We start from the raw sequence: 21,727 nt of genomic DNA on the forward strand, positions 1-21,727 counted from the left end.
CGGAATACTTTACCTTAGAGCAAGGCTTCTGGCGTTTAATTGTGCAAGTTCTTTATTTTTCATTCCTAAAAAAGTTCGTTGTCCTATTAATTAGCTCACCATATCAAGCTAGATCTATCAAGCTTTTACCATCATTATTGAAAGAGTTACGCAACAATTCCAGAAAATCCTTATCTAAAGTTTTTGTTTCCTTCAACATTCGCAAATCTTCTGCTTCTTTAGTCATTTCTCGAACGGCAAATGGATGACTAGCTATTGCTGAATAAAACTTTTCTTCTCCATCTTTTTCCCAAGTGATCTTGAAAGAAATGTCTTTGTAAGGTATGTATGCCTCAATGGTATGTCTGGCGGATTTGACTGTGTGAACAATGTTCTCCACAGTAGGATCGAGACAGGCTTGCAGAGTAGCGCGGATCGCGACCAGAGCTTCCTGCGGTTCCAGAGAATCGTCCCCAAACTCAAGACAATCTGGAAATACATCTTCTCTACCGCAATCCTCTCTTAATTGATTAACTTTTGCAGCATCTACAAGTTTTCCTTGGAGGATTTTCCAAACTTCATCTAATGCAACTCTTGGCACTTCAGGCACTCCCCAGTCCACTAATTTGCAAAAAGCATTGTAGTTAGGAAGCATTCGTTCGCAACAAGCAGCAGCAAACGCAACTCTGTGAAGATCGGGGAGGTCTTCGAGTTCTTTTTTTAGAGTGTCAACTTCAAAAAAATGCATATTCATTTCGTGATTTTTATCGTCTGGGTGGTTCATTTTGTCTGCTCGGGCCGGGTTTCCAGGTAGGATTCCATCGACTGCCAGGTCTGATCTGTCTCTCTTGCATCAATGAGCGACAGAAATATTCGCAAATTCCGTCTGGATGGCTGACCCCAATTGATTCAATTCCAACTATTCTTCCTTTAGCTTTTTCAGAGTCAGCCCAATAAATCATTCGCTCCTCTGCATGCAAGTTTCCTCCTCTGGAATTTGGAATTACGACATATCCTTGACTTTCAAGCAACTTTCTATGATCGCGTGAAAATTCTCCCCAAGCATTAGATACAACTTTTTTCACCTTACCTTGTGCATCTACGAACTGACCTACTGCAATTACTCTGTTACTCTTAGCTATTGAATCGTTGCCGTAAAGCTCGTCAGAAATTCGTTTAGCGTCTGCTTCTAACTGCGCTGCATCTGGATGAATTTCATTTTCACCGCGACTCGGGCCTCCACTTTCTGAGCCGTTCGTTGTACTGTGAAAAACTACTCCCAGTAGCTTGGCTATATTCTTTAAGCCAGTCGAAGCTGTAGTTGCTCCGTGTAGCCCCAGAGCTGTTCCTGCTACTATAGCAGGAGCACCTGCAATACAACCAACTCCTGTTACACATAAACCTGCACCTCCAGCACCAGTTCCGCCACCCCCCATTATTTCTAAAATCCCCGTAACAATTGAAGCTGCATCTCCGAATGTTCGCCCTGCTTGGAAAGACCAGGTTTTAGGCAGCCCACGCTCTACATCTTTGTCTAATCCATTCCATCCAGGAATCAAAACCTGCAACAACCATCTCCCAATGTCTCCGTTATTACGCAACCATTGATAGACTGCCCCAGCAACAAACTCTCCAAGAGGTCTAAAGAAACTCAACAATTGTCGGATGACTTTTGTCAGTGCAGAACGTTTGTCAGGAGGCAATTTTCCACCAGGAGCACCTGAGTTAGCAGACTGATTATCAGGAACATTGCCGCCAAAAATGTCTTTAGGATAAGAGTTGTAGGAAATCGGCTGAAAAATATCCTTACTCGGCTTAGGAGGCTTATTTAACTCCGGTGGCACCTGTTTTTTCGGAGCCTTAGTCAACCGCGGTGCTTCCCCAAATTTGGGCAAATCATTAGTCTGCCCCGTTTTCTTCGGATCGAACCCTCCCCTCTTCGACTCAGACTCACTCGGCAAATACTTGCCATCTTTCCAACTAGACTTCGACCAACTTTCACTCCAATCATTCCTCCCATCATCCCAGACAGTTCCGCTTCTAGTCCAACTCCAATTACTGCCACTACTCGTATAAACAGCTCTTTTTGTTGTCGATTCAGAATCTGAGCCACTGATAGTCTCACTCCAACGATAACCTCCCTTAAAGTAAGATTTGGTGTAACTCGAAGTCCAGCTAGAATACTTGTAAACGTCACTCACTACACCTTTACTATCGTAACTGCTGTCCCTTAACCATTTCTCGTAACTCGAACTGCCACTCTCTTCTTTTCGACCATCTTTGTAAGTTGTGACTGTCTGTGAATTACTCGTCTTTGAGGTATCGCTACTGTTAGATGAATTGGTATTGTTGCCCTCGCTACTGCTGTTATTTTTGCTTGCAGTTATTGTCGATTCATCGCTGTTACTTTTGGTGGTGTAAGTATCAGCTTTGTACTCGCTATCCCACTGCTCTTGATTTTCGGAATAGTTTTCACTTTCGTTTTTGGAACTGGGTTTTCCGGCACTGTTACTGCTAGAAGAGTTTGATTTGTTAATTGAATAATAGTCTCGATTGTGGTTTCTAGTTTCTCCCCCGTTTTTGTATGTATCTGTGTTATTTACGCTGGTGACTGAGTAACCATTATCTCGATTGTTTCTCCAAGAGTTAGTGCCGTTGGTGCTGTTTGTTTCCTGGGACTGATTTTGGGTATATGTGTCTGTGTTGCTCTTATTTTTTGATTTGCCGTCGTCGTAACTGGTGTTGTAGTTACTGTTCCCTTCATAGTAAGTATCGCGGGTGCTGCTGCCGACGGTTTTGCCGTTGGTTGTGGTATTGTCCCAGGTGTTGTTGGTGATTGAACGGTTGTCGCTGCTGTTGTTTGTTTTGTATGAGTCGCTGCTTGTTTTGCTGTGAGAGTTGAATTGAGTGACTTCGGAATTCTCGCCACTGTTAGTGCTGTTGGAATAGTTGCCTTTGCTGCTCGAAGTTGTGTTGGTTTTTCCTTTCTTTTGGGTTGTAGTGTTGTCGCCGGAAGTTCCATTACTGCTGGTGTACTGATTGTTTGTGGTTGATTTTGAACCTGACTCTTCTTGGGTTTTGGAGTTGCTCTCTCCATAATTACCGTCATGTTTGCCATCGGATTGAGTTTGGCGGTTTATGTAGCTATCACCAGCACTTTTTTGAGTTTGTGAAGGACTGGTATAGTTGCGATTTGAACTCCATTTCTCTTTGGATGAGGTTTGGCTGTTTCCTGTGCCTTCGTATTTGAGTCGGTTCTCACTTGACTGGGATTTATCTGTTCTTTCTATTGAGTAGAGGGAAAGGTTTTTGTCTGTGTAGTCCTTGGTGTTTGTGTTTGTATCTGTTTTTGTTTCAGAGAAAGAGTTGCCGTTACTGTTGGTATTGGTACGGCTTTTGTTCCAGTTGGAGTCTGTGTGTGAGTAGCTTCTGTTGGTTTGGGTGTTTGTGCTGGTTGTACTGCCGTTTTTGCTGGTATTGCTGGTAGTATTTGGCGCTAGTTCTGTGGTGGTGGAACTGGTGCCAACGTTGTAGTCTCCGGTTGAGGTAGTGGTGGTTTTTGGTTGGTTGGTTGTGCCGTTGGTTAGGGCGGCTCTTGATGAGGGTTTGGCTGTGGTTTGGCTGATGTTTTCGTCGGCACTGATTAGGGGTTTGATTAATTGTTTGGTGGCTGCTAATACTGGGATTGCCGGGATTGTTTGGGCGGCGGTGGCTATTGCTAATTCTTGGTTTAAGATGCCGTATCCTGTTCTTTCATCCCATCCGGGTACGTCGATGTCTGTTGCTGTGTTTAGGAGGATGTTTTTGATTTGTTGGGGGTTAAGGGATGGGTTGGTTTCCCACATTTGGGATATGGTTTTTGTAACGAGGGCTGCTGCTATTGATGTGCCTTGTTTTGGTTGGGTTGTTGCTGTTTCTATTGTGCTGCCAATTGTGTCCGATGCTAGGATGTCTAAGCCCTCTCCGTAGCTGGAATATGCACTGCGGTTGTTGTTAGAAGCTGCGCCTACTGTGATGATGTTGTTGAATTCGGTTGATGCTTGTCCTAGGGCTGACGATTTCGATCCTTCATTACCTGCGGCTGCTACAATCAGGATGTTGTTTTCTTGGGCATACTTGAGTGCTGCTGTTTCTGTTTCTGTCAGTTTGTGCCGTGTGGTTTGCGTGCCGTCGGGATTAATTTGGGTTAAGTCGAAGCTGAGGTTAACTACGGCGTTTGGTTGTTTTGATGCTTTTGCTGCGTCTACAAATTCTATCAATGATTCGTGCCAGTTCCCGGAACCTGTTGCTCTTCCCAACCAAATTGGTGTTTGGGGATTGTTTTGGTTTTTGTCACCGGCTATAATTTCGAGGATTGCGCTTCCGTGTTGGTTGCCTTCGTTTGGTTGAAGTAGCGGGTTATTGTCGTTGTCGATTACGTCTTTTCCGAGGATAATTTTGCTGTAGTCGATGTTGGGGTTGTCGGCGGCGAAGCCGGTGTCGATGATGCCGATTAATAGTTGAGTTGGTTGGGGGAAATTGGGAGTTGTTTCTAATTCAGTAGTCGTGTCAGCAACTGGGTAATCGTTAATCTTGGTTTCGGAGTCGCTTTGACTGGTGGCGATGATATGAAGAGGATTTTCTGGCTGATTATTTGCAGATGATGCTATTTCTGGAATAACGTTTGTTTTTTCGGAGTCGGTTTCAAAGTTAGGGTTTGGATACTCATCAATGATTGTTTGTGGCTGATTGTCTGTGTTAGCAATGATATTTGCTGAGTCTGACGGCAAATAATTTTGAGTGGTGGCTGTTTGGGGAATATTAGTTAGGTTTTCCGAGTCGGTATCAAAGTTGGCAATTGTGTATTCTGACTCGGATAGTGGATGGTTGTCTGTTGATTCGGCTGTGGTTGATGTGCGGTTGAGAGTTTCCAACAGTGTGGAAATTTCCTCGTCATAAATTAGTGGGAAACTTTCATCGGCTTGGCTGGTAGTTTCGGCAATGTCTGTATTGACGGAGGTATTGGGGAGATTTAATGAGGTATTTTCAATTTCCCCGGTGAGAATGTCTGTTGCTGCTGGTATTGCTGGTAACTCGGTAGTTTCTGTTTGAGTAGGGGCTGAGGGAATGGCAGTTATTTCTATTTTGTCACCTGTTATTTCGTCTGTTGAATTAATAACTGCGACTGCTGGTTGAGTATTTTCTGAGATTGTTGGGACTAGATTTGGGGAAATTGTGGCGTTTTGGGTTTCTGTCGTTGAGAAATCTAGTTTTTTCTCGACAGGCTTTCTCGTAACAGTCGGATTTTGAGTTTCTGTGGCTGGAGAATCTGGTTTTTTCTCGACAGGATTCGCCACAGCAGTAGAAACAGTCGGGTTTTGAGTTTCTATGGCTGGAGAATCTGGTTTCACTTCGGCAGGATTTATCGCAACAATCGGATTTTTAGTTTCTGTTACTGGAGAATCTGCTTTTTTCTCGATAGGATTCGTCGCGTTTTTAGTTTCTGTGGCTGGAGAATCTGGTTTCACCTCAGCAGGATTTGTCGTGTTTTTAGTTTCTGTGGCTGGAGAATCTGCTTTTACTTCAGCAGGCTTTGTCGCAGAATGAGGAGTTTCTGAAACTATCGCGCTTTTACTCTCTGTCGCTGAGGAATCTGCTTTTACTTCGACAGGCTTTGTCGAAATTTTAGTCTCTGTCGTCGCAGAATCTGCTTTTGTCTCAGCAGGCTTTGTCGCAGAATTAGGAATTTCTGAAACTGTCGTATTCTTCGTGTCTGTCGCTGAGGAATCTGCTTTTACTTCCACAGGCTTTGTCGTGTTTTTAGTCTCTGTCGCGGAGGAATCTGCTTTTGTCTCAGCAGGCTTTGTCGCAGAATTAGGAATTTCTGAAACTGTCGTATTCTTCGTGTCTGTCGCTGAGGAATCTGCTTTTACTTCCACAGGCTTTGTCGTGTTTTTAGTCTCTGTCGCGGAGGAATCTGGTTTTACTTCGACAGGCTTTGTCGTGTTTTTAGTGTCTGTGGCTGGAGAATCTGCTTTTGTCTCAGCAGGCTTTGTCGTGGAAGTGGGAATTTCTGAAACTGTCGTATTCTTCGTGTCTGTCGCGGAGGAATCTGGTTTCGCCTCCGCAGGCTTTGTCATGGAAGTGGGGATTTCTGAAACTGTTGTATTTTTGGTTTCTGCCGCTTCAGTACATTTACACTTTTCAGGAGTTGTGTCTGCGGTTGTTGCGTTGCTGTCGGGAATTTCTGAAACTGTCGCGTTTTTGGTTTCTACTGTTGCAGAATCTGTTTTTGCATCGCTCAGATTTTTGGTATTAGTTGAATCTTCGGAAACTGTTGCAACTTTAGTCTCTGTAGCGGAGGAATTTGGTTTGACTTCGGCAAGAGTTGTCACAGAATTGGTAATGTCCGCAACAGTCACATTTTTCGCTTCTGCTGTGAATGTGCTGGACTCAATTTTGGTGTTATTAGTAGTTTCCGATTTTGTGCTGTTGCCAGTGATTGGATCGATTGGGGAGGTTGTTGTTGAGTCTTTTTTAGGTAGAGGATCGATTGTCGTTCCAGGTTTTTCAATCAGTAAAGCGTCTATTTCTGTGGTCTTTATCAGCAAATCTGTGTTGTTCTCGACTGATAATTGCCTTTTCTTTAACAATTCTGGACAGATGTCGATCGTGTCTAATTCGCTTGGCTGTATGTTTTTTTCTGGGGAGGAGGGGAAATGAAAAGTGCTGGTAATGTTTCCTAACTGCGTCTTTTCTGTAATGTCAGGAATTATCGATGTGCTGGTAGTTGTGTTGGGGGTGAGTGGGTTGATTGATAACATTAGTTGCTTCCCTGATTTTTCAAATGTTAATGCGTTTCCTTGGAGATGCAAGGATAGTATTGACTTTTGTTTCTTGGAATGTATCAGCCAATGATTGAGTTTTATGCAGCACAAATAAACGTGCTACACTCACGGTTAAACTGTCAGTTGCGCTCTGATGGTCGGCGCTCCGATCGCAGATATTGATGAAAGATGTTTGTGCCGATCGCTCTTTTTGTGTCGGCTGTTTTTGTTGCTTTGTTGAGCTTACTAACAACCGTTATAACGTGTCAATAGCTGTGTCGCATCTTTACGAAACTTTTACATAGACGCTCTTTACATATATTAATAAAGAGCGCTGAAGCGCAACTACGTACCTGTTTGTCTGATGACAATGCTCTTTACATATATTGATAAAGAGCGCTGAGGCGCAACTACGTACCTATTTTTCTGATGACTATGCTCTTTACATATATTGATAAAGAGCGCTGAAGCGCAACTACGTACCTATGTGCAGCTTACCACGGCAAGCCTCGCGCATCGGAAAAATCAGCATCGAGAACCGCCCCCGGATCGAATATAGCGCCAGTTAAATCAGCTTTTCTAAACGACGTTACTGACAATTTTTCGATTTCTTCAACCGCGATAAAAAAGCCGATCGCACATAACCCCAAAATAACCCCAGAAACCAAAAATAAACCAATTCCCCTCAGAGTATCCCCGCCCAAAAATGTCACAATACCGTTAGCGCCGATCGCAGCAGCAGCCCCAGCCACAGCCCCAGCCACAATTCCCGCCTCGCCCCGAGTCGCAGCAATCGCCGTCGCAGCAGTCCCCGCCACAGCTACAGCCCCCGCATCCACCCCGCCAATGAGTCCAATCAAAGCCCCAGCAGCCGTCACTGTCACCGCTGTTACCCCAGCCCTAGCAATCAATTTTTTGACTCGGCGGCGGCTTTGTCCGCTTCTGACGCCTTGAAAATTTGCCCCCCTCAAAATCGCCCCGGTGAAATTGCAGCCTCGAATGTCGCAACCGCTGAAGTTCGCCCCTGATAAGTCCAGCCCTTTAAATGAACGGTTCCGCAAGTTTTGGTTGGCAAAATTGAGATTTTGAGTCATAAGTGAAGATGGAAGTATGAACCGCGAAGACGCGAAGGACACGAAGGAAGAGGGAAGAGGGAAGAGGGAAGAGGGAATCTTCCACAAGGGTTTGAGGAATTAATAATATCTTAACTGTTGGGCGCGGCTGCTTTAGCAGAAAACAAGATATATGTCAATTATTATCTGATATTTGGTAAGTTGTCGATTTCCCTGTACGATCGATCGCGTCCTAGGAACTCATCGGAGCGGCCAAAAACTGGTACGATCTTTGAGATTGAGTTAACAACAATGCAGCCCCTTCAATCCATGCTAGAAATTAAAATCTGAACGCTGTTATCAACAAACTCTGCCATCCTAGAAATTAGCATTAACAGTCCTGGATGTACGAGTGCTCAGAAACCGGGTTTTTAGCGAAAAGATTTCTTTCCAACCCGCAGATAAAATGAAAAACCCGGTTTCTTTGGTCGGAAATGCCTAAGTCCCGATCGACAAAATCCCAAGTCGGGATGTAAAATCTACAAAACATCGCAATTATTATGTCAAACCTCCCATTTTCTCCCGAACAAATTGCCGCCGAAAGACTCAAACCCGAAGAATATGAAGAAATCGTTCAGCGCCTCGGCCGCCATCCCAATAAGGCTGAATTGGGAATGTTCGGCGTGATGTGGAGCGAACACTGCTGTTACAAAAATTCGCGGCCGCTATTAAAACAGTTTCCCACAGAGGGCGATCGCATTCTCGTCGGCCCAGGAGAAAATGCTGGTGTCGTAGACTTGGGAGACGGCTTACAACTTGCTTTCAAAATTGAATCCCACAACCACCCGTCAGCAGTTGAACCCTTCCAAGGTGCTGCAACTGGCGTCGGTGGGATTCTCCGCGATATCTTTACAATGGGTGCTCGCCCGATCGCACTTTTGAATTCTCTACGTTTCGGCAATTTAGATGATAGCAAAACTCAGAGATTGTTTAAAGGTGTTGTAGCGGGAATCAGTCACTACGGAAATTGCATTGGGGTACCCACGGTTGGCGGTGAAGTTTATTTCAATGATGCCTATGCTGGCAATCCATTAGTTAATGTCATGGCCTTGGGTTTAATGGAAACTCAAGAAATCGTTAAATCTGGCGCGTCGGGAATTGGAAATCCTGTGCTTTATGTCGGTTCAACTACTGGCAGAGATGGCATGGGAGGAGCAAGTTTTGCTAGTGCAGAATTGACTGACAAATCGATGGACGATCGACCCGCTGTTCAAGTAGGAGATCCGTTTCTCGAAAAATCTTTAATTGAAGCTTGTTTGGCAGCATTCAAAACTGGTGCTGTCGTCGCAGCCCAAGATATGGGTGCGGCCGGAATCACCTGTTCGACATCGGAAATGGCAGCCAAAGGTGGTGTCGGAATTGAATTCGATCTAGATAAGGTTCCGGTTAGAGAAAGTGGCATGGTTCCCTACGAATACCTGCTTTCGGAATCGCAAGAGCGGATGTTGTTTGTCGCCCACAAAGGACGGGAACAGGAATTAATTGATATTTTTCATCGCTGGGGATTGCACGCCGTAGTCGCGGGGACAGTCATCGAAGAGCCGATCGTCCGAATTTTGTTTAAAGGCGAAATCGCTGCTGAAATTACCGCGACTGCTTTGGCAGATAATACGCCAATTTATCACCGCGAATTGTTGACGGAACCGCCAGAATATGCTAAAAAAGCATGGGAATGGACGGCGGACAAGTTGCCGGAATGCACCGCAGCCGGTATCGAAGTTCAAGGTGATTTCCAAACTTGGAATCAGATTTTGCTGACTCTTTTGGATACTCCCACCATCGCTTCTAAACGCTGGGTTTATCGCCAATACGACCATCAGGTTCAAAATAATACTGTGCTTTTGCCGGGAGGCGCTGATGCTGCTGTTGTTCGATTGCGGCCTCTCGAACCGTGTCAAAAAGAACCCCCCCAACCCCCCCTTGGTAAGGGGGGGCTACAAGAGCCAGAACCCGCCCTTGGTAAGAGGGGGCTACAGGAGGAAGCAGATGCTATTCCCTTATTTAAAAAGGCACAAGGAAGAGAAACTCCCGAACTTTCTCCCCCCCTTAGCAAGGGGGGGCCGGGGGGGGTTATTCCCGGAGTTGCCGCCACGGTTGATTGCAATTCTCGCTATGTTTATCTCGATCCTTATGAAGGTGCAAAAGCCGTTGTAGCGGAAGCAGCCAGAAACTTAAGTTGTGTGGGTGCTGAACCTATTGCAGTCACGGACAATCTCAATTTTGGTAGTCCCGAAAAACCTGTAGGATATTGGCAGTTAGCATCAGCTTGTCGCGGGATTGCTGATGCTTGTCGCGAGTTGAAAACCCCTGTGACTGGGGGAAATGTTTCTCTTTACAATGAAACGGTTGATGCTGAGGGGAATCCTCAACCGATTTATCCAACTCCGGTAATCGGAATGGTTGGTTTGATTCCAGATTTGACGAAGATTTGCGGTCAAGGTTGGCAAAAGAAGGGTGATTTAATTTATGTGTTGGGAATTGGAGAAAATAGTCAAGATGAACTGACCTTTTTTCAATCTGCTAATTCTGAATTGAAAACTGAAACTCCGAAAAATCTGGCTTTTGCTACTCTCGGAGGTTCGGAATATTTAGCCGCAATTCACGGGATTATCGCCGGGAAACCGCCAAGGATCGATTTTGAATTGGAGAGGAAAGTGCAAGCAGTTTGTCGCGATGGAATTCGCCAAGGTTGGGTTTGTTCCGCCCACGATGCTGCGGAAGGTGGAATTGCGATCGCCCTCGCGGAATCCTGCATCTCTGGTAAACTGGGTGCGGAAATCCATCTGGGCTTGAATTCGGCAGATGTTAGCCGTTGGGATGAAATTTTGTTTGGTGAAATGGGCAACTGTATTATTGTTTCCATCGCGCCGGAAAATCAAGGGATTTGGGAAGCTTACCTGCAAGAACATTTGCCGAAAATGTGGCAGAAAATCGGTGTGGTTGGGGGTGCTGACTCGCCTTTGCGGGTGTTGAGTGCGGATAATTTGGGGTTGATTGAGGTGGGGATGGTTGATATGGGCGATCGGTTCTATAATGCGATCGAGCGTCGAATTGGATCTGTCTAATTGTGGCCCATAAGTAGCGGTGGTTGAAACCAGGCGGTTAAAAAACCGCCTCTACACAGACAAAACCCGCCTGCGCGGGTTGAATTTCTACAATATCTTTTCTTCTTGAAAACCCACAATTATGAGAAATTTACAAACGTTTGATTTTGAAACAGTGACAGTTGATGTGCACGGTAATATAGCTAACCGTAAAGCCAATCAAGCAGAATTTATTAGTGAAGATTTAGGTAGCGGTGTCATCTTAGATATGGTCGCAATTTCTGGAGGCTGTTTCGTGATGGGTTCCAATACCGAAGCACAACAAGAAAATAATGAAAGGCCGCAGCATAAAGTTAACATCTCTCATTTTTTTATGGGCAAATATGAAGTAACTCAAGAGCAGTGGCAAGTAGTGATGGAAAATAATCCATCTAATTTCACAGGCGCGAAACGTCCTGTAGAAAAAGTAAGTTGGAATGATGCTGTGGAATTCTGCGAGAAACTTTCTCAAAAAAGAGGCAAGACTTATCGCTTACCTTCAGAATCTGAATGGGAATATGCTTGTCGCGCGGGAACTAAAACACCTTTTCACTTTGGCGAAACAATTACCCCAGATTTAGTCAATTATAATGGCTATCCCTACGGTTCTGCACAATGGGGACTTGATCGCAAACAAACAACGGATGTCGGAAGTTTTCCACCGAATGCTTTTGGACTTTACGATATGCACGGGAATGTTAATGAGTGGTGCAGCGATAGCGTGAATTTTAACTACAATGGCGCACCAACTGACGGAAGTTCTTGGGAAACTGGCTATGAATTGAGGGTTTTTCGTGGCGGTTCCTGGAACTGTAATGCGGTGAATTGTCGCAGTGCCTATCGCTCCGGGTATGGTGCAGACGGCCGCTTCCCGAACACGGGTTTTCGCGTTGCTCTTGTTTCTGGGTAATCTCACTTGTAGGTGCGTCGCTATCAACAATCTACAAATCAAATCGACAATCTCGCAGCGACGCACCGCGAGAGTCAGTCAGGTGCGGAGCCATCTCAAATCTGTAAATTCCACCCTTAAATCTCGCAGCGATGCACCCTACAAGCACTGTTGACCTGCTATCATCAAGATAGACGTATCGTAGGAAAACAACCGATGACACTAACAGAATTACTCCCTACCATTAGAAAACTGTCTGCGATCGATAAACGAGAGTTAATCCGTATTCTCATGGCGGAAGAGGATATCAGTCAGAATATTTTTTCTTTGGAACCTTACAAGACTTACTACTTACCAACTCCCTACGATACTTTTGGTGCTGGTGCAGCTTTGATGCAGGCCATGAATCTGGCTAACAGCAACGAAAAGTGAGTATTATGCGATTTCAATACTCTGGCACGGTTCACTCCTGTCATACTTATCCTTCAATTCAGTCACAGCCAACTACAGCTACATAATTCATAAATCCAAAAATTTCTATGACAATCCAAGAATTAGAAATACAACTCCTGGCCTTAACGCCGATAGACAAAGCTGAGGCTATCAGTATCTTAACTCAAAGCCTGAAAAACAGCGGCCGCCCGATTACCAAAACTCCCGGCGTGATGGGCGGTGATGCTTGTATTGACAAAACTCGCATTCCCGTTTGGTTACTCGCCAGCTATCGCAATGATGGCGCTACCGATGCTTTTATCCTAGACTGCTATCCCCATCTCAGTGCTGCTGATTTGGTAAATGTTTGGGCTTATGCTGAAGCTTATCCTGACGAAATTGATGAAGCAATTCGACAGCAAGATGATGCTGATGAAATCTTAGATACACCTAAAAATATCTAATAAACCTATGGCACGTCTCTATGCAGACGAACAATTTCCCCGACAAGTTGTGCAAAATCTCCGGTCTTTAGGGCATGATGTTCTGACTGTACAAGAAGTAGGAAATGCTGGACTACCTGACGAGGATGTATTAGTATTTGCCATCAGTGATAATCGGGCTGTTTTGACCATCAACCGGCGCGATTTCTTTCAACTGCACAAGCTGAAACCTGACCACTGCGGTATTATTGCCTGCACGCGAGATGACGATATTCCTAGACTGAGTGCGAATATTAATGATGCGATATCTACTGCTGAGATACTGACGGGAAAAGTGATTCGCGTCTATCGTTCTGGGCCGCCGTCCATATCTTAATTGATATAACTTGCCACCCCCTCCCAGCAACGCGCCGCGAGAATCAGTCAGGTGCGTCACCATCTCAAATCTGCAAATTCCATCGAATATTTCACAGCTACGCATCCTACAGTTGAATTTCTAATTTTATAACTACACTTCTAATTCTCTCAGAATAGTCCGAACTGGCAGAAATAGAGAACGCTGAGTTTTTCTAAAAGGCACAAAACCCTGCTTTAACCAAAATGCTTTTGCCTCTTCGTTTCTAGTGTCAACTCTAATCGCCTGAAATCCAATAATTTCTTGTTCAAATAGCAAGCAAATTCGACGATAGGCATCTGCTAAAAGTTGGCGACTTACTCCTTGCCCTTGCCACACCCTATTGATTGCAAACTGTCCTATCAAGATAGCAGGAATCGGGAAAGGAAGGGGTTGCTTGTATTCATCTGGCAATTCTTTCACAGGAATTGTTGAGGCACTAAGAGTATAGAATCCACAAACCTTTGCCTCTCCAGGTTCCAGAATCATCAAAAAAGTTCTAGAAAAACCAGCTTCATCAGCCGTTTCCACTAGATTTTTCAGATAATTATTAATTTCCTCGTCTCCACAGTCAAACTCATCTCTGTGTAGAGTAGGAAAATTTTTCAGGCTGCAAAATCTCCATCCCACGGTTCACTCCTGTCATACTTATCCTTAAATTCAGCAACAGTTAACTTGAGTTCTTCTGATGCTGGTGGTGGGTTATCCCATAAATTTTGTGAACTTGCGCTTTGTTTCTGAGGTGTTGGTTTTGAAAGTTGAGATTGTCCTCGAACACCGAAACCTTCTGGCAACAACTGGTACTCGCGCTGTAGAATTAAAAAGATTAGCACGAGTTGCAAAAGAATTACGACTGTTAACAGCAGAGTTTCCATATTTTATGCTAGTAATTGTAGTTGTAAAGACTTTATATGGCCGCACAGATTCCCATGATGATATAGTAGGTCAATCTCACAGAAAAGTCAAGCCTTAATTAGCATTAAATTCTAATATTTCAAACAGCCAGTGAATCGTAGCTATCCCGTAGGAAATCGCCCTCGATATCTTAATCTTTGAAAAAGACCTATTTGCCCTACAAAATCTATCGATTTGCAAATCCCGAATTACTTATGCGGGTTTTCCCCCGATCGCTCGCCGTGAATCAACGCTAGTATCAGAACGATGGGCGATCGATACTACAATGCCATTAAACGCCCCACATCCCCTGCCAGAATGCCAAACAACTTGAAATTAATGTTCGATCCGTGGCAATATTAAGGAATTATTAAGTTATGCGACGCGATCGCAAACAAAACTTCCCGCAGAAGATAGTCCCGCTAACCCACCGTTCCCATTTGGAGCCAACCCATCTATGATTCCCAACCATTCCTTCGAGGCTGACGAGCATTCTAGCAAACCCGACAAGCCCGAGGAAGCTTGCGGCGTTTTCGGTATCTACGCACCGGGTGAAGATGTCGCCAAGTTGACCTACTTCGGCTTGTATGCTTTGCAGCACCGAGGTCAGGAATCCGCCGGAATTGCCACCTTTGACGGTGAAACAGTCCACCTGCACAAGGATATGGGACTGGTTTCCCAAGTCTTCAACGAATCGAATTTAGGTCATTTGCCCGGTAACTTGGCTGTAGGGCACACTCGCTACTCTACTACCGGCTCGTCGCGGGTTGTCAACGCTCAACCTGTGGTTGTCGAAACTCGCTTGGGAAGTCTGGCTCTAGCACATAACGGGAATCTTGTCAATACAAAAGAATTGCGGGAAGAATTGCTGTCTCGGAAGTGCGAGTTTGTCAGCACCACGGATTCAGAGGCGATCGCAGTTGCGATCGGTTGGGAGGTAGACCAGGGCAAAGACTGGCTGGAAGCTGCAATCAGTGCCTTTGCTATGTGCCAAGGAGCCTTTAGTTTGACGATCGCCACCCCCCAAGGCGTCATGGGAGTCCGCGACCCCCACGGCGTCCGCCCGCTGGTAATTGGCACCCTCCCCACAACTCCGCAACGGTACGTTTTAGCATCGGAAACCTGCGGATTAGATATTATCGGTGCTGAATTTTTGCGGGACGTAGAACCGGGAGAATTAGTTTGGATCACAGAGGAAGGTATGGCTTCTTTCCACTGGAGCCAGCAGCAAAAACGCAAACTTTGCGTCTTTGAAATGATCTATTTTGCTCGACCAGACAGCATTATGGAAGGTGAAAATTTATATACCTACCGACTGCGGATCGGGCGGAGGTTGGCAGTCGAATCTCCGATTGATGCTGATATAGTCATCGGTGTTCCCGATTCTGGAATCCCAGCGGCGATCGGCTTTTCTCAAGCTTCCGGCATTCCTTACGCCGAAGGATTGATTAAAAATCGCTACGTCGGACGCACTTTTATTCAACCGACTCAGACAATGCGCGAGTCAGGAATCCGCATGAAACTCAACCCTCTCAAAGATGTGTTGGAAGGAAAGCGGGTAATTATTATCGACGATTCTATCGTCCGCGGCACTACCAGCCGCAAAATTGTCAAAGCCTTGCGGGATGCGGGCGCAACCGAAGTTCACATGAGAATTTCTTCGCCCCCGGTGACTCATCCTTGTTTTTACGGCATCGACACCGACAATCAAGATCAGTTGATTGCTGCTACCAAATCCGTCGCCGAAATCGGCACTCAAATTGGGGTGGATTCCTTGGCTTTCTTGAGCCGGGAAGGAATGTTGAGTGCGACTAACGAAGACACGAAAAGTTTTTGTTCGGCGTGTTTCACCGGCGATTATCCGATCGAGATTCCGGAAATGGTCAAACGGGCGAAGCTCTTATTAGAAAAGGCTGCAACTTAAACAGTTGACAGTTGACAGTTGACAGTTGACAGTTGGCAGTTTGTAGGGGCGGTGGATGGTGCGGGCCCGCCCTCTTCGTTAACCGTTAACCGTTGACAGTTAACCGTTGACAGTTGGCGGTTGCTACTTAATGCCCCATCCCTCCGCTTCGCTTCGCCCATGCCCCATCCCTCCGCTTCGCTTCGCCCCATGCCTCATGCCTCATGCCATAACTTCTTGTCAGAGTGTATGTAGAAATGTTACATTAACTTAGCTCTGCCATTGGCAGACTGGAGGTAGTGCCTCCAGAAAGTGCGATCTCAAATTGAAGTCGCATTTCGTACCAACAACGGACACATAGGATTTTTTTAGATAACAGGGTCGATCGCGCTAAATCTCCCCACACAAATATTCTACAAGCCAACTTGCTTGAGAATCGCGGGCGGGCGATTCATGCGGAACTAAAGAACTTTAGAAACCCTTGCAGAGTAAAAAATATGGCTCCTTGCGGGCTGAAAGTGAAAGTTAAAAGGCGGAATGCGGTTTCTCAAGTCAGCTTAAATCGGAAACTTCGTGCAATTAGATACTGTTCTCAATCAGCCGAGCAATACAAGCTCATCCTCTCGTACAAAAGAGTTACCTTTTACTCTTCAAGATGTCAAAGCAGCCATTCCAGCCCATTGTTTTGAACCCTCGGCTTGGAGATCTCTAGCTTATTTCTTTTTGGATCTTGGAATTATCGCAGGTTTATACGCGATCGCCTACAGCCTAGATTCCTGGTTGTTTTATCCAATCTTCTGGTTCATGCAGGGAACCATGTTTTGGGCATTGTTTGTAGTCGGGCACGACTGCGGGCACGGTTCATTTTCTAAGAGCAAATGGCTCAACAACCTGATCGGACACCTTTCCCACGCACCCATTCTCGTACCATTCCACGGTTGGCGGATCAGCCACAGAACCCACCACGCCAATACAGGCAGCTTGGACAACGATGAAAGCTGGTATCCAGTGTCGGAGAGCAAATACAATCAAATGCCCTGGTACGAGAAGCTAGGACGCTTTTATTTGATGTTATTTGCCTATCCAATTTATCTGTTTCGGCGATCGCCCGATCGGGTAGGTTCTCACTTCATGCCCGGTAGCCCGATTTTCCGTCCTTCCGAAAAAGCGGACGTATTGACGAGTTCCGCATCCTTGGTATTGATGGTAGCCTTTTTAGGCGCGTTAACCTATCAATTTGGTTGGCTGTTTTTACTGAAGTTCTACCTAGTTCCCTACGTAATCTTCGTAATGTGGCTGGATTTGGTAACATTCCTGCACCACACAGAAGCCGATATTCCCTGGTATCGCGGAGATGACTGGTATTTCCTCAAAGGTGCGCTATCTACGATCGATCGCGATTATGGAATCATCAATTCCATCCATCACGACATCGGCACCCACGTCGCCCACCACATTTTCTCGACAATGCCGCACTATCACTTGAAGGAAGCCACAGAAGCCATCAAGCCACTGTTGGGCGATTATTATCGCAAATCAAGCGATCCAATTTGGAAGAGCTTTATTCGCTCTTACTGGGATTGTCACTTTGTTTCCGATACAGGTTCTGGAGTTTACTACGAATCGCCTAACTCTCGGAAATCGAATTAAGTTAGCAGGTTAACTTAAAATTATTTCGAGTTAAAAACCCGGTTTTTCAAGAAAACCGGGTTTTTTATATTATCGGAATTTATGTATTGCCTTTCGCATTTCGGCTACCATATTTGGAGCAACTTATTAATCTATTCATATCACGTCTGGTCGATTACCATCATAAAAACCGTTCGTAGTGTGGACTTTAGTCCGCAATATACTGCGGACTAAAGTCCACACTACGAACCTTAATCAAAATTAATAAATGCTGAGAGCGCTATTTGTGTAAAAACCTAGAAAAATCTTGTTAAAGTAAGAGGACTCAGATTTTGCATCCACAGACTAGGCAGGCGAGATACTTACCTGCAAGAGGTTAATTTTTCTTGTGAGATGGGCTGGAAAACTCATCTCACGTAAAATAAGAAAAGCAAGATATCAGAAGACTAATTTAGGAGTGCTGTAAAGCCATGACTGTGGAAGAAGCACTGAAAATTTTAGATAGTGCGATCGCGCCAACTTCTCTGAGCAACATCCAAGAGATCGTATTTCGCCAATCTTGGGAAGGGCTATCTTATTTAGATATTGCCGGTAGCGCTGGCTATGATGCTAGTTATATAAAAGATGTGGGTTACAAGTTATGGCAACTACTCAGTCAAGCACTTGGAGAAAAGGTTACTAAAAGCAATCTTCAAGCAGTAATAGGGCGGCGATCGCGTCAGGTATCCGTAGAATCCTCCAGCACAGAGATACAAAAAATACAGCCGCTGCAACAGCAAATTCAACAACAAGAATTTTCTACACACCGCCACTGGGGAGAAATCGTTGATGTCTCCGCATTCTACGGACGAAATCAGGAATTAGGGCGACTGCAACAATGGATTGTGAGCGACTCCTGCCGTTTGGTTGCCTTGATTGGAATGGGTGGAATTGGCAAAACGTCACTGGCTGCAAAAATCGCGATCGCACTTCAAAATAACTTTGACTTCCTGATCTGGCAATCCTTACGCAACGCGCCACCAATTGAAGATGTATTGTTAAATTTGATTCAAATCCTTTCTGGGCAGCAAGAAACTGCACTCCCGACATCGCTGTCGGCTCAAATTTCTCAAGTAATGGGATATTTGCGTGCCTCGCGCTGTCTTTTAATCCTCGATAATCTGGAGGCAATTCTCAGCAGTAACGATGGCGCCAATTCCCCCGCAAATTTATCCAGCCCAGAAGCACAAAGACAGGCTGGATGCCTGCCAAACCAGAGTTTTTCCACAGGTATAGTAGAACAATATCGAGAAGGTTACGAGGGATATGGGGAACTTCTGACACGAGTGGGAAGCGAAGGCCATTCCAGTTGTCTGCTACTAACAAGTCGGGAAAAACCCACAAATTTGATGCCGTTGGAAGGCGAAAATTCACCTGTGCGAACCTTACCCTTAATCGGCTTAAGTTCCGAGGAAGTGCAAGATATTTTACAAGGCAATGGGTGTTTTTCCACAACAGAAACAGATTGGGTAAATTTAACTCAACATTATTGCGGAAATCCCCTAGCGCTCAAAATTGTCTCCACAACCGTGCGAGATTTATTTGATGGCAATATTACCAACTTTTTGGAGCATGGAGCGATCGCGTTTGGAGATATCAATATTCTGCTCGACGGGCAATTTCGTCGTTTGTCCGACTTGGAAAAGCAGATCGTGTACTGGCTGGCGATCGATCGAGAATGGATAACGCTTGCCGAGTTACGGGCGGATTTTGTTTCTCTCCCTTCACAATCTAAACTGCTGGATGCTCTGTTATCTCTCAGAGGGCGATCGCTGATCGAAAAAAATGCCGGACAATTCACCTTGCAACCTGTGGTAATGGAGTACGTTACCGAACAGTTGATCGAGCGATTCGAGCGGGAAATTCAGTCGCAGAATCTAGATTTATTCATAACCCACGCCCTGATTAAAGCCGAGGCTAAAGATTACGTCAGAGAAAGCCAAACTCGCTTAATTTTAGCACCGCTTGCCGAACGACTAATCGGCGAATACCGCTCTAAGAAAGAGGTTGAATATCAACTAAATCAGGTTTTGTTTCAGATGCGATCGCAATTTCCCAACTCAGCGGGCTATGCGGGTGGCAACTTGATTAACCTGTTACTTCAATTGAAAATAAATTTAAGCGACTATGATTTCTCGTACTTGAGTATCTGGCAAGCTTATCTGATTGGTACAAACTTGCATCGAGTGAACTTTGCCAATTCCGATCTATCTAAATCCGTTTTTACCAGCAATTCAAATGGGGCTGTATCTGTTGCCTTTAGCTCCGATGGTAAATTTTTGGCAGTCGGCAATGCGGATGGTAAGATTCGAGTTTGCCGAACCCAAGATTATCGAGATTTTCTCACCTGTGAAGGACACACCAGTTGGATTGCTCGTGTTGCTTTCAGTCCCAACAATCAAACTTTAGCAAGTGCCTCTTTTGACCATACCGTCAAGTTATGGGATTTGGCTACTGGTGAGTGTATTCAAACATTAACAGAGCATACCGGATGGGCGGATTCTGTTGTATTTAGTCCCGACGGTCGAACCTTAGCTAGTGGGAGTTGGGACTGCACAATTAAGTTGTGGGATGTGGCAACTGGTGAATGTTTAAAGACGCTTCAGGGACATACGAGTTTTGTAACTTCGGTGATTTTTAGTCTCGACGGTCAACTTTTAGTAACTTGTAGTTACGACAAAACTATAAAATTGTGGCTGCTTGAAACAGGGGAAATTATTAACACATTGCAAGGGCATACACACATCATTCGGTCGATCGCTTTTAGTCCAAATGGTCAAACTTTGGTCAGCGGCAGTTGGGATGGTACTGTTCGTTTGTGGGAGATTTCTACAGGAGAATGTTTAAAGATTCTGCGGGGACATACCGATCCTGTTGCAGGAGTCGCATTTAGTCCCGATGGTTGCGCGATCGCCAGTGCGAGTTATGATTGCACAGTTCGACTCTGGGATGTTGCAACTGGACTGTGTTTCAAAATTATGCAGAAACACTGCGGTTGGATTTGGTCGATCGCATTTCACCCGCAAGGTCATACTCTGGCAAGTGGTAGCTTAGATTGCACCGTCACCCTCTGGAATCGGGAAACAGGAGAATCATTCAGGACGCTGCACGGCTACAGTGCAGGGATTAAATCGCTTGCCTTTAGTCCAAACGGGCAGTTATTAGCCAGCGGTAGCGATGACACAACGCTCAAATTATGGGATGTCCCATCTGGTGAGTGCAGCAAAACACTGCAAGGACATACAAATTGGGTTTGGTGGGTTGCCTTCAGTCCAGATGGTCAAATGCTTGCTAGCAGCAGTAATCGTGGCATTATCCGCTTGTGGGATGTCGCTACAGGTCAATTGCTGCGGGTAATGCAGGGAAGTACAAGCATTCCGAATGTCGTGTTTGCCATTAGTTTCAGTCCAGACGGTCGCACATTGGCAAGTAGCGATAATGCTCATACTCTCCGATTGTGGAACGTTCAGACTGGTGAATGCTGCCAAATTTTGTCAGATAATTGTCGTGCTTGGTCAGTTGCTTTCAGTCCAGATGGCACAATTTTAGCCAGTGGCAGCGATGATAGACTGGTGAGATTGTGGGATGTGGGTTCTGGGGAATGTTTCAAAACCCTTTCAGGTCATACCAGTTTGCTGTTTTCGGTTGCTTTTAGCCCAGATGGAAAGATTCTGGCAAGTAGCGGTGACGATAAAACGATAAAACTGTGGGAAGTTGAGTCGGGAGAATGTCTGAAAACCTTGCAAGGTCACGCAGCTTTAGTTTGGTGCGTGCGGTTTAGTTTAGATGGGCGAATTTTGGTCAGCGGCAGTCACGATAAAACAATTAAGTTGTGGGATGTTTGCTCGGGGGAATGCGTCAAAACCATCCAGAACTATACATCTGAAGTTTGGGCGATCGCAATTTCTCCCGATGGTAAAACCACAGCCAGCGGCAGCGCCAATGGAGCTATTAATCTGTGGGAAATGGAGACGGGAGAATCTGTTGGAAATATGCGATCGCCCAGGCTGTATGAAGGCATGAATATTGCTGGTGTCACGGGTATAACCGACGCTCAAAAATCAACACTCAAGGCGCTCGGAGCAGTGGAGACTGGTAATAGTTATTAGTCAGATCGTGTCGTT

The 21,727-nt window shown here is 45.3% G+C and carries 14 protein-coding genes; 8 read left to right on the top strand and 6 right to left on the bottom strand.

The genetic code is table 11. The features are described from left to right. Nucleotides 1-103: 103 nt before the first annotated feature. From QZW82_RS04820 to QZW82_RS04830, 3 genes are all read right to left on the bottom strand, one after another. Nucleotides 104-763 carry a DUF416 family protein gene (locus QZW82_RS04820; RefSeq protein WP_293145401.1) on the bottom strand — a complete coding sequence of 220 codons (660 nt, stop codon included), beginning with the start codon at nt 761-763 and terminating at the stop codon, nt 104-106. Continuing rightward, nucleotides 744-6,782, bottom strand: a complete 6,039-nt coding sequence (locus QZW82_RS04825) for a S8 family serine peptidase (protein ID WP_293145404.1) — start codon at nt 6,780-6,782, stop codon at nt 744-746. The genes QZW82_RS04820 and QZW82_RS04825 overlap by 20 nt, the downstream gene beginning before the upstream one ends. Before the next feature lie 497 nt (nt 6,783-7,279). After that, nucleotides 7,280-7,879, bottom strand: a complete 600-nt coding sequence (locus QZW82_RS04830) for a pentapeptide repeat-containing protein (RefSeq protein ID WP_293145407.1) — start codon at nt 7,877-7,879, stop codon at nt 7,280-7,282. A 518-nt stretch (nt 7,880-8,397) separates the two neighbouring features. Between QZW82_RS04830 and purL the strand changes: the two genes are divergently transcribed. The 5 genes from purL to QZW82_RS04855 all read left to right on the top strand — a co-directional run bounded on the left by purL (nt 8,398) and on the right by QZW82_RS04855 (nt 13,120). Further along, nucleotides 8,398-10,962 carry a phosphoribosylformylglycinamidine synthase subunit PurL gene (purL, locus tag QZW82_RS04835; RefSeq protein WP_293145410.1) on the top strand — a complete coding sequence of 855 codons (2,565 nt, stop codon included), beginning with the start codon at nt 8,398-8,400 and terminating at the stop codon, nt 10,960-10,962. Nucleotides 10,963-11,083: 121 nt separating this feature from the next. Next, nucleotides 11,084-11,890 carry a formylglycine-generating enzyme family protein gene (locus tag QZW82_RS04840; protein ID WP_366664969.1) on the top strand — a complete coding sequence of 269 codons (807 nt, stop codon included), beginning with the start codon at nt 11,084-11,086 and terminating at the stop codon, nt 11,888-11,890. A gap of 195 nt (nt 11,891-12,085) precedes the next feature. Beyond that, nucleotides 12,086-12,301, top strand: a complete 216-nt coding sequence (locus QZW82_RS04845; RefSeq protein WP_293145413.1) for a hypothetical protein — start codon at nt 12,086-12,088, stop codon at nt 12,299-12,301. Between the two features lie 107 nt (nt 12,302-12,408). Beyond that, nucleotides 12,409-12,765, top strand: coding sequence for a DUF433 domain-containing protein (locus QZW82_RS04850; RefSeq protein ID WP_293145416.1), 357 nt, complete (start codon nt 12,409-12,411; stop codon nt 12,763-12,765). A 7-nt stretch (nt 12,766-12,772) separates the two neighbouring features. Further along, entirely contained in the window at nt 12,773-13,120 is a 348-nt protein-coding gene (locus QZW82_RS04855) for a DUF5615 family PIN-like protein (protein ID WP_293145419.1), read from the top strand. A 132-nt stretch (nt 13,121-13,252) separates the two neighbouring features. On the opposite strand, the gene QZW82_RS04860 is transcribed toward QZW82_RS04855, so the two are convergent. Continuing rightward, nucleotides 13,253-13,768 carry a GNAT family N-acetyltransferase gene (locus QZW82_RS04860; RefSeq protein ID WP_293145422.1) on the bottom strand — a complete coding sequence of 172 codons (516 nt, stop codon included), beginning with the start codon at nt 13,766-13,768 and terminating at the stop codon, nt 13,253-13,255. Beyond that, nucleotides 13,744-14,013, bottom strand: a complete 270-nt coding sequence (locus QZW82_RS04865; protein ID WP_293145425.1) for a hypothetical protein — start codon at nt 14,011-14,013, stop codon at nt 13,744-13,746. Before QZW82_RS04865 ends, QZW82_RS04860 begins: the two co-directional genes overlap by 25 nt. Before the next feature lie 476 nt (nt 14,014-14,489). Here QZW82_RS04865 and purF point away from each other — a divergent pair, with 476 nt between their 5' ends. After that, the gene (gene purF / locus QZW82_RS04870) at nt 14,490-15,956 is read left to right on the top strand and encodes an amidophosphoribosyltransferase (protein WP_293145427.1); all 1,467 of its coding nucleotides are present in this window, start codon (nt 14,490-14,492) and stop codon (nt 15,954-15,956) included. Here the strand turns inward: purF and QZW82_RS04875 are convergent. Continuing rightward, nucleotides 15,953-16,147: a hypothetical protein gene (locus QZW82_RS04875; protein WP_293145430.1), complete on the bottom strand. Its 195-nt coding sequence runs from the start codon at nt 16,145-16,147 to the stop codon at nt 15,953-15,955. The genes purF and QZW82_RS04875 overlap by 4 nt on opposite strands. Nucleotides 16,148-16,508: 361 nt before the next feature. On the opposite strand from QZW82_RS04875, the gene QZW82_RS04880 reads away from it, so the two are divergent. Beyond that, the gene (locus QZW82_RS04880) at nt 16,509-17,585 is read left to right on the top strand and encodes a DUF3474 domain-containing protein (protein ID WP_293145433.1); all 1,077 of its coding nucleotides are present in this window, start codon (nt 16,509-16,511) and stop codon (nt 17,583-17,585) included. A gap of 449 nt (nt 17,586-18,034) precedes the next feature. After that, entirely contained in the window at nt 18,035-21,712 is a 3,678-nt protein-coding gene (locus QZW82_RS04885; RefSeq protein ID WP_293145436.1) for an NB-ARC domain-containing protein, read from the top strand. The last annotated feature ends 15 nt before the right edge of the window (nt 21,713-21,727 follow it).

It is taken from the genome of Microcoleus sp. bin48.metabat.b7b8b9.023 (assembly GCF_013299185.1).
Lineage (GTDB): Bacteria > Cyanobacteriota > Cyanobacteriia > Cyanobacteriales > Microcoleaceae > Microcoleus.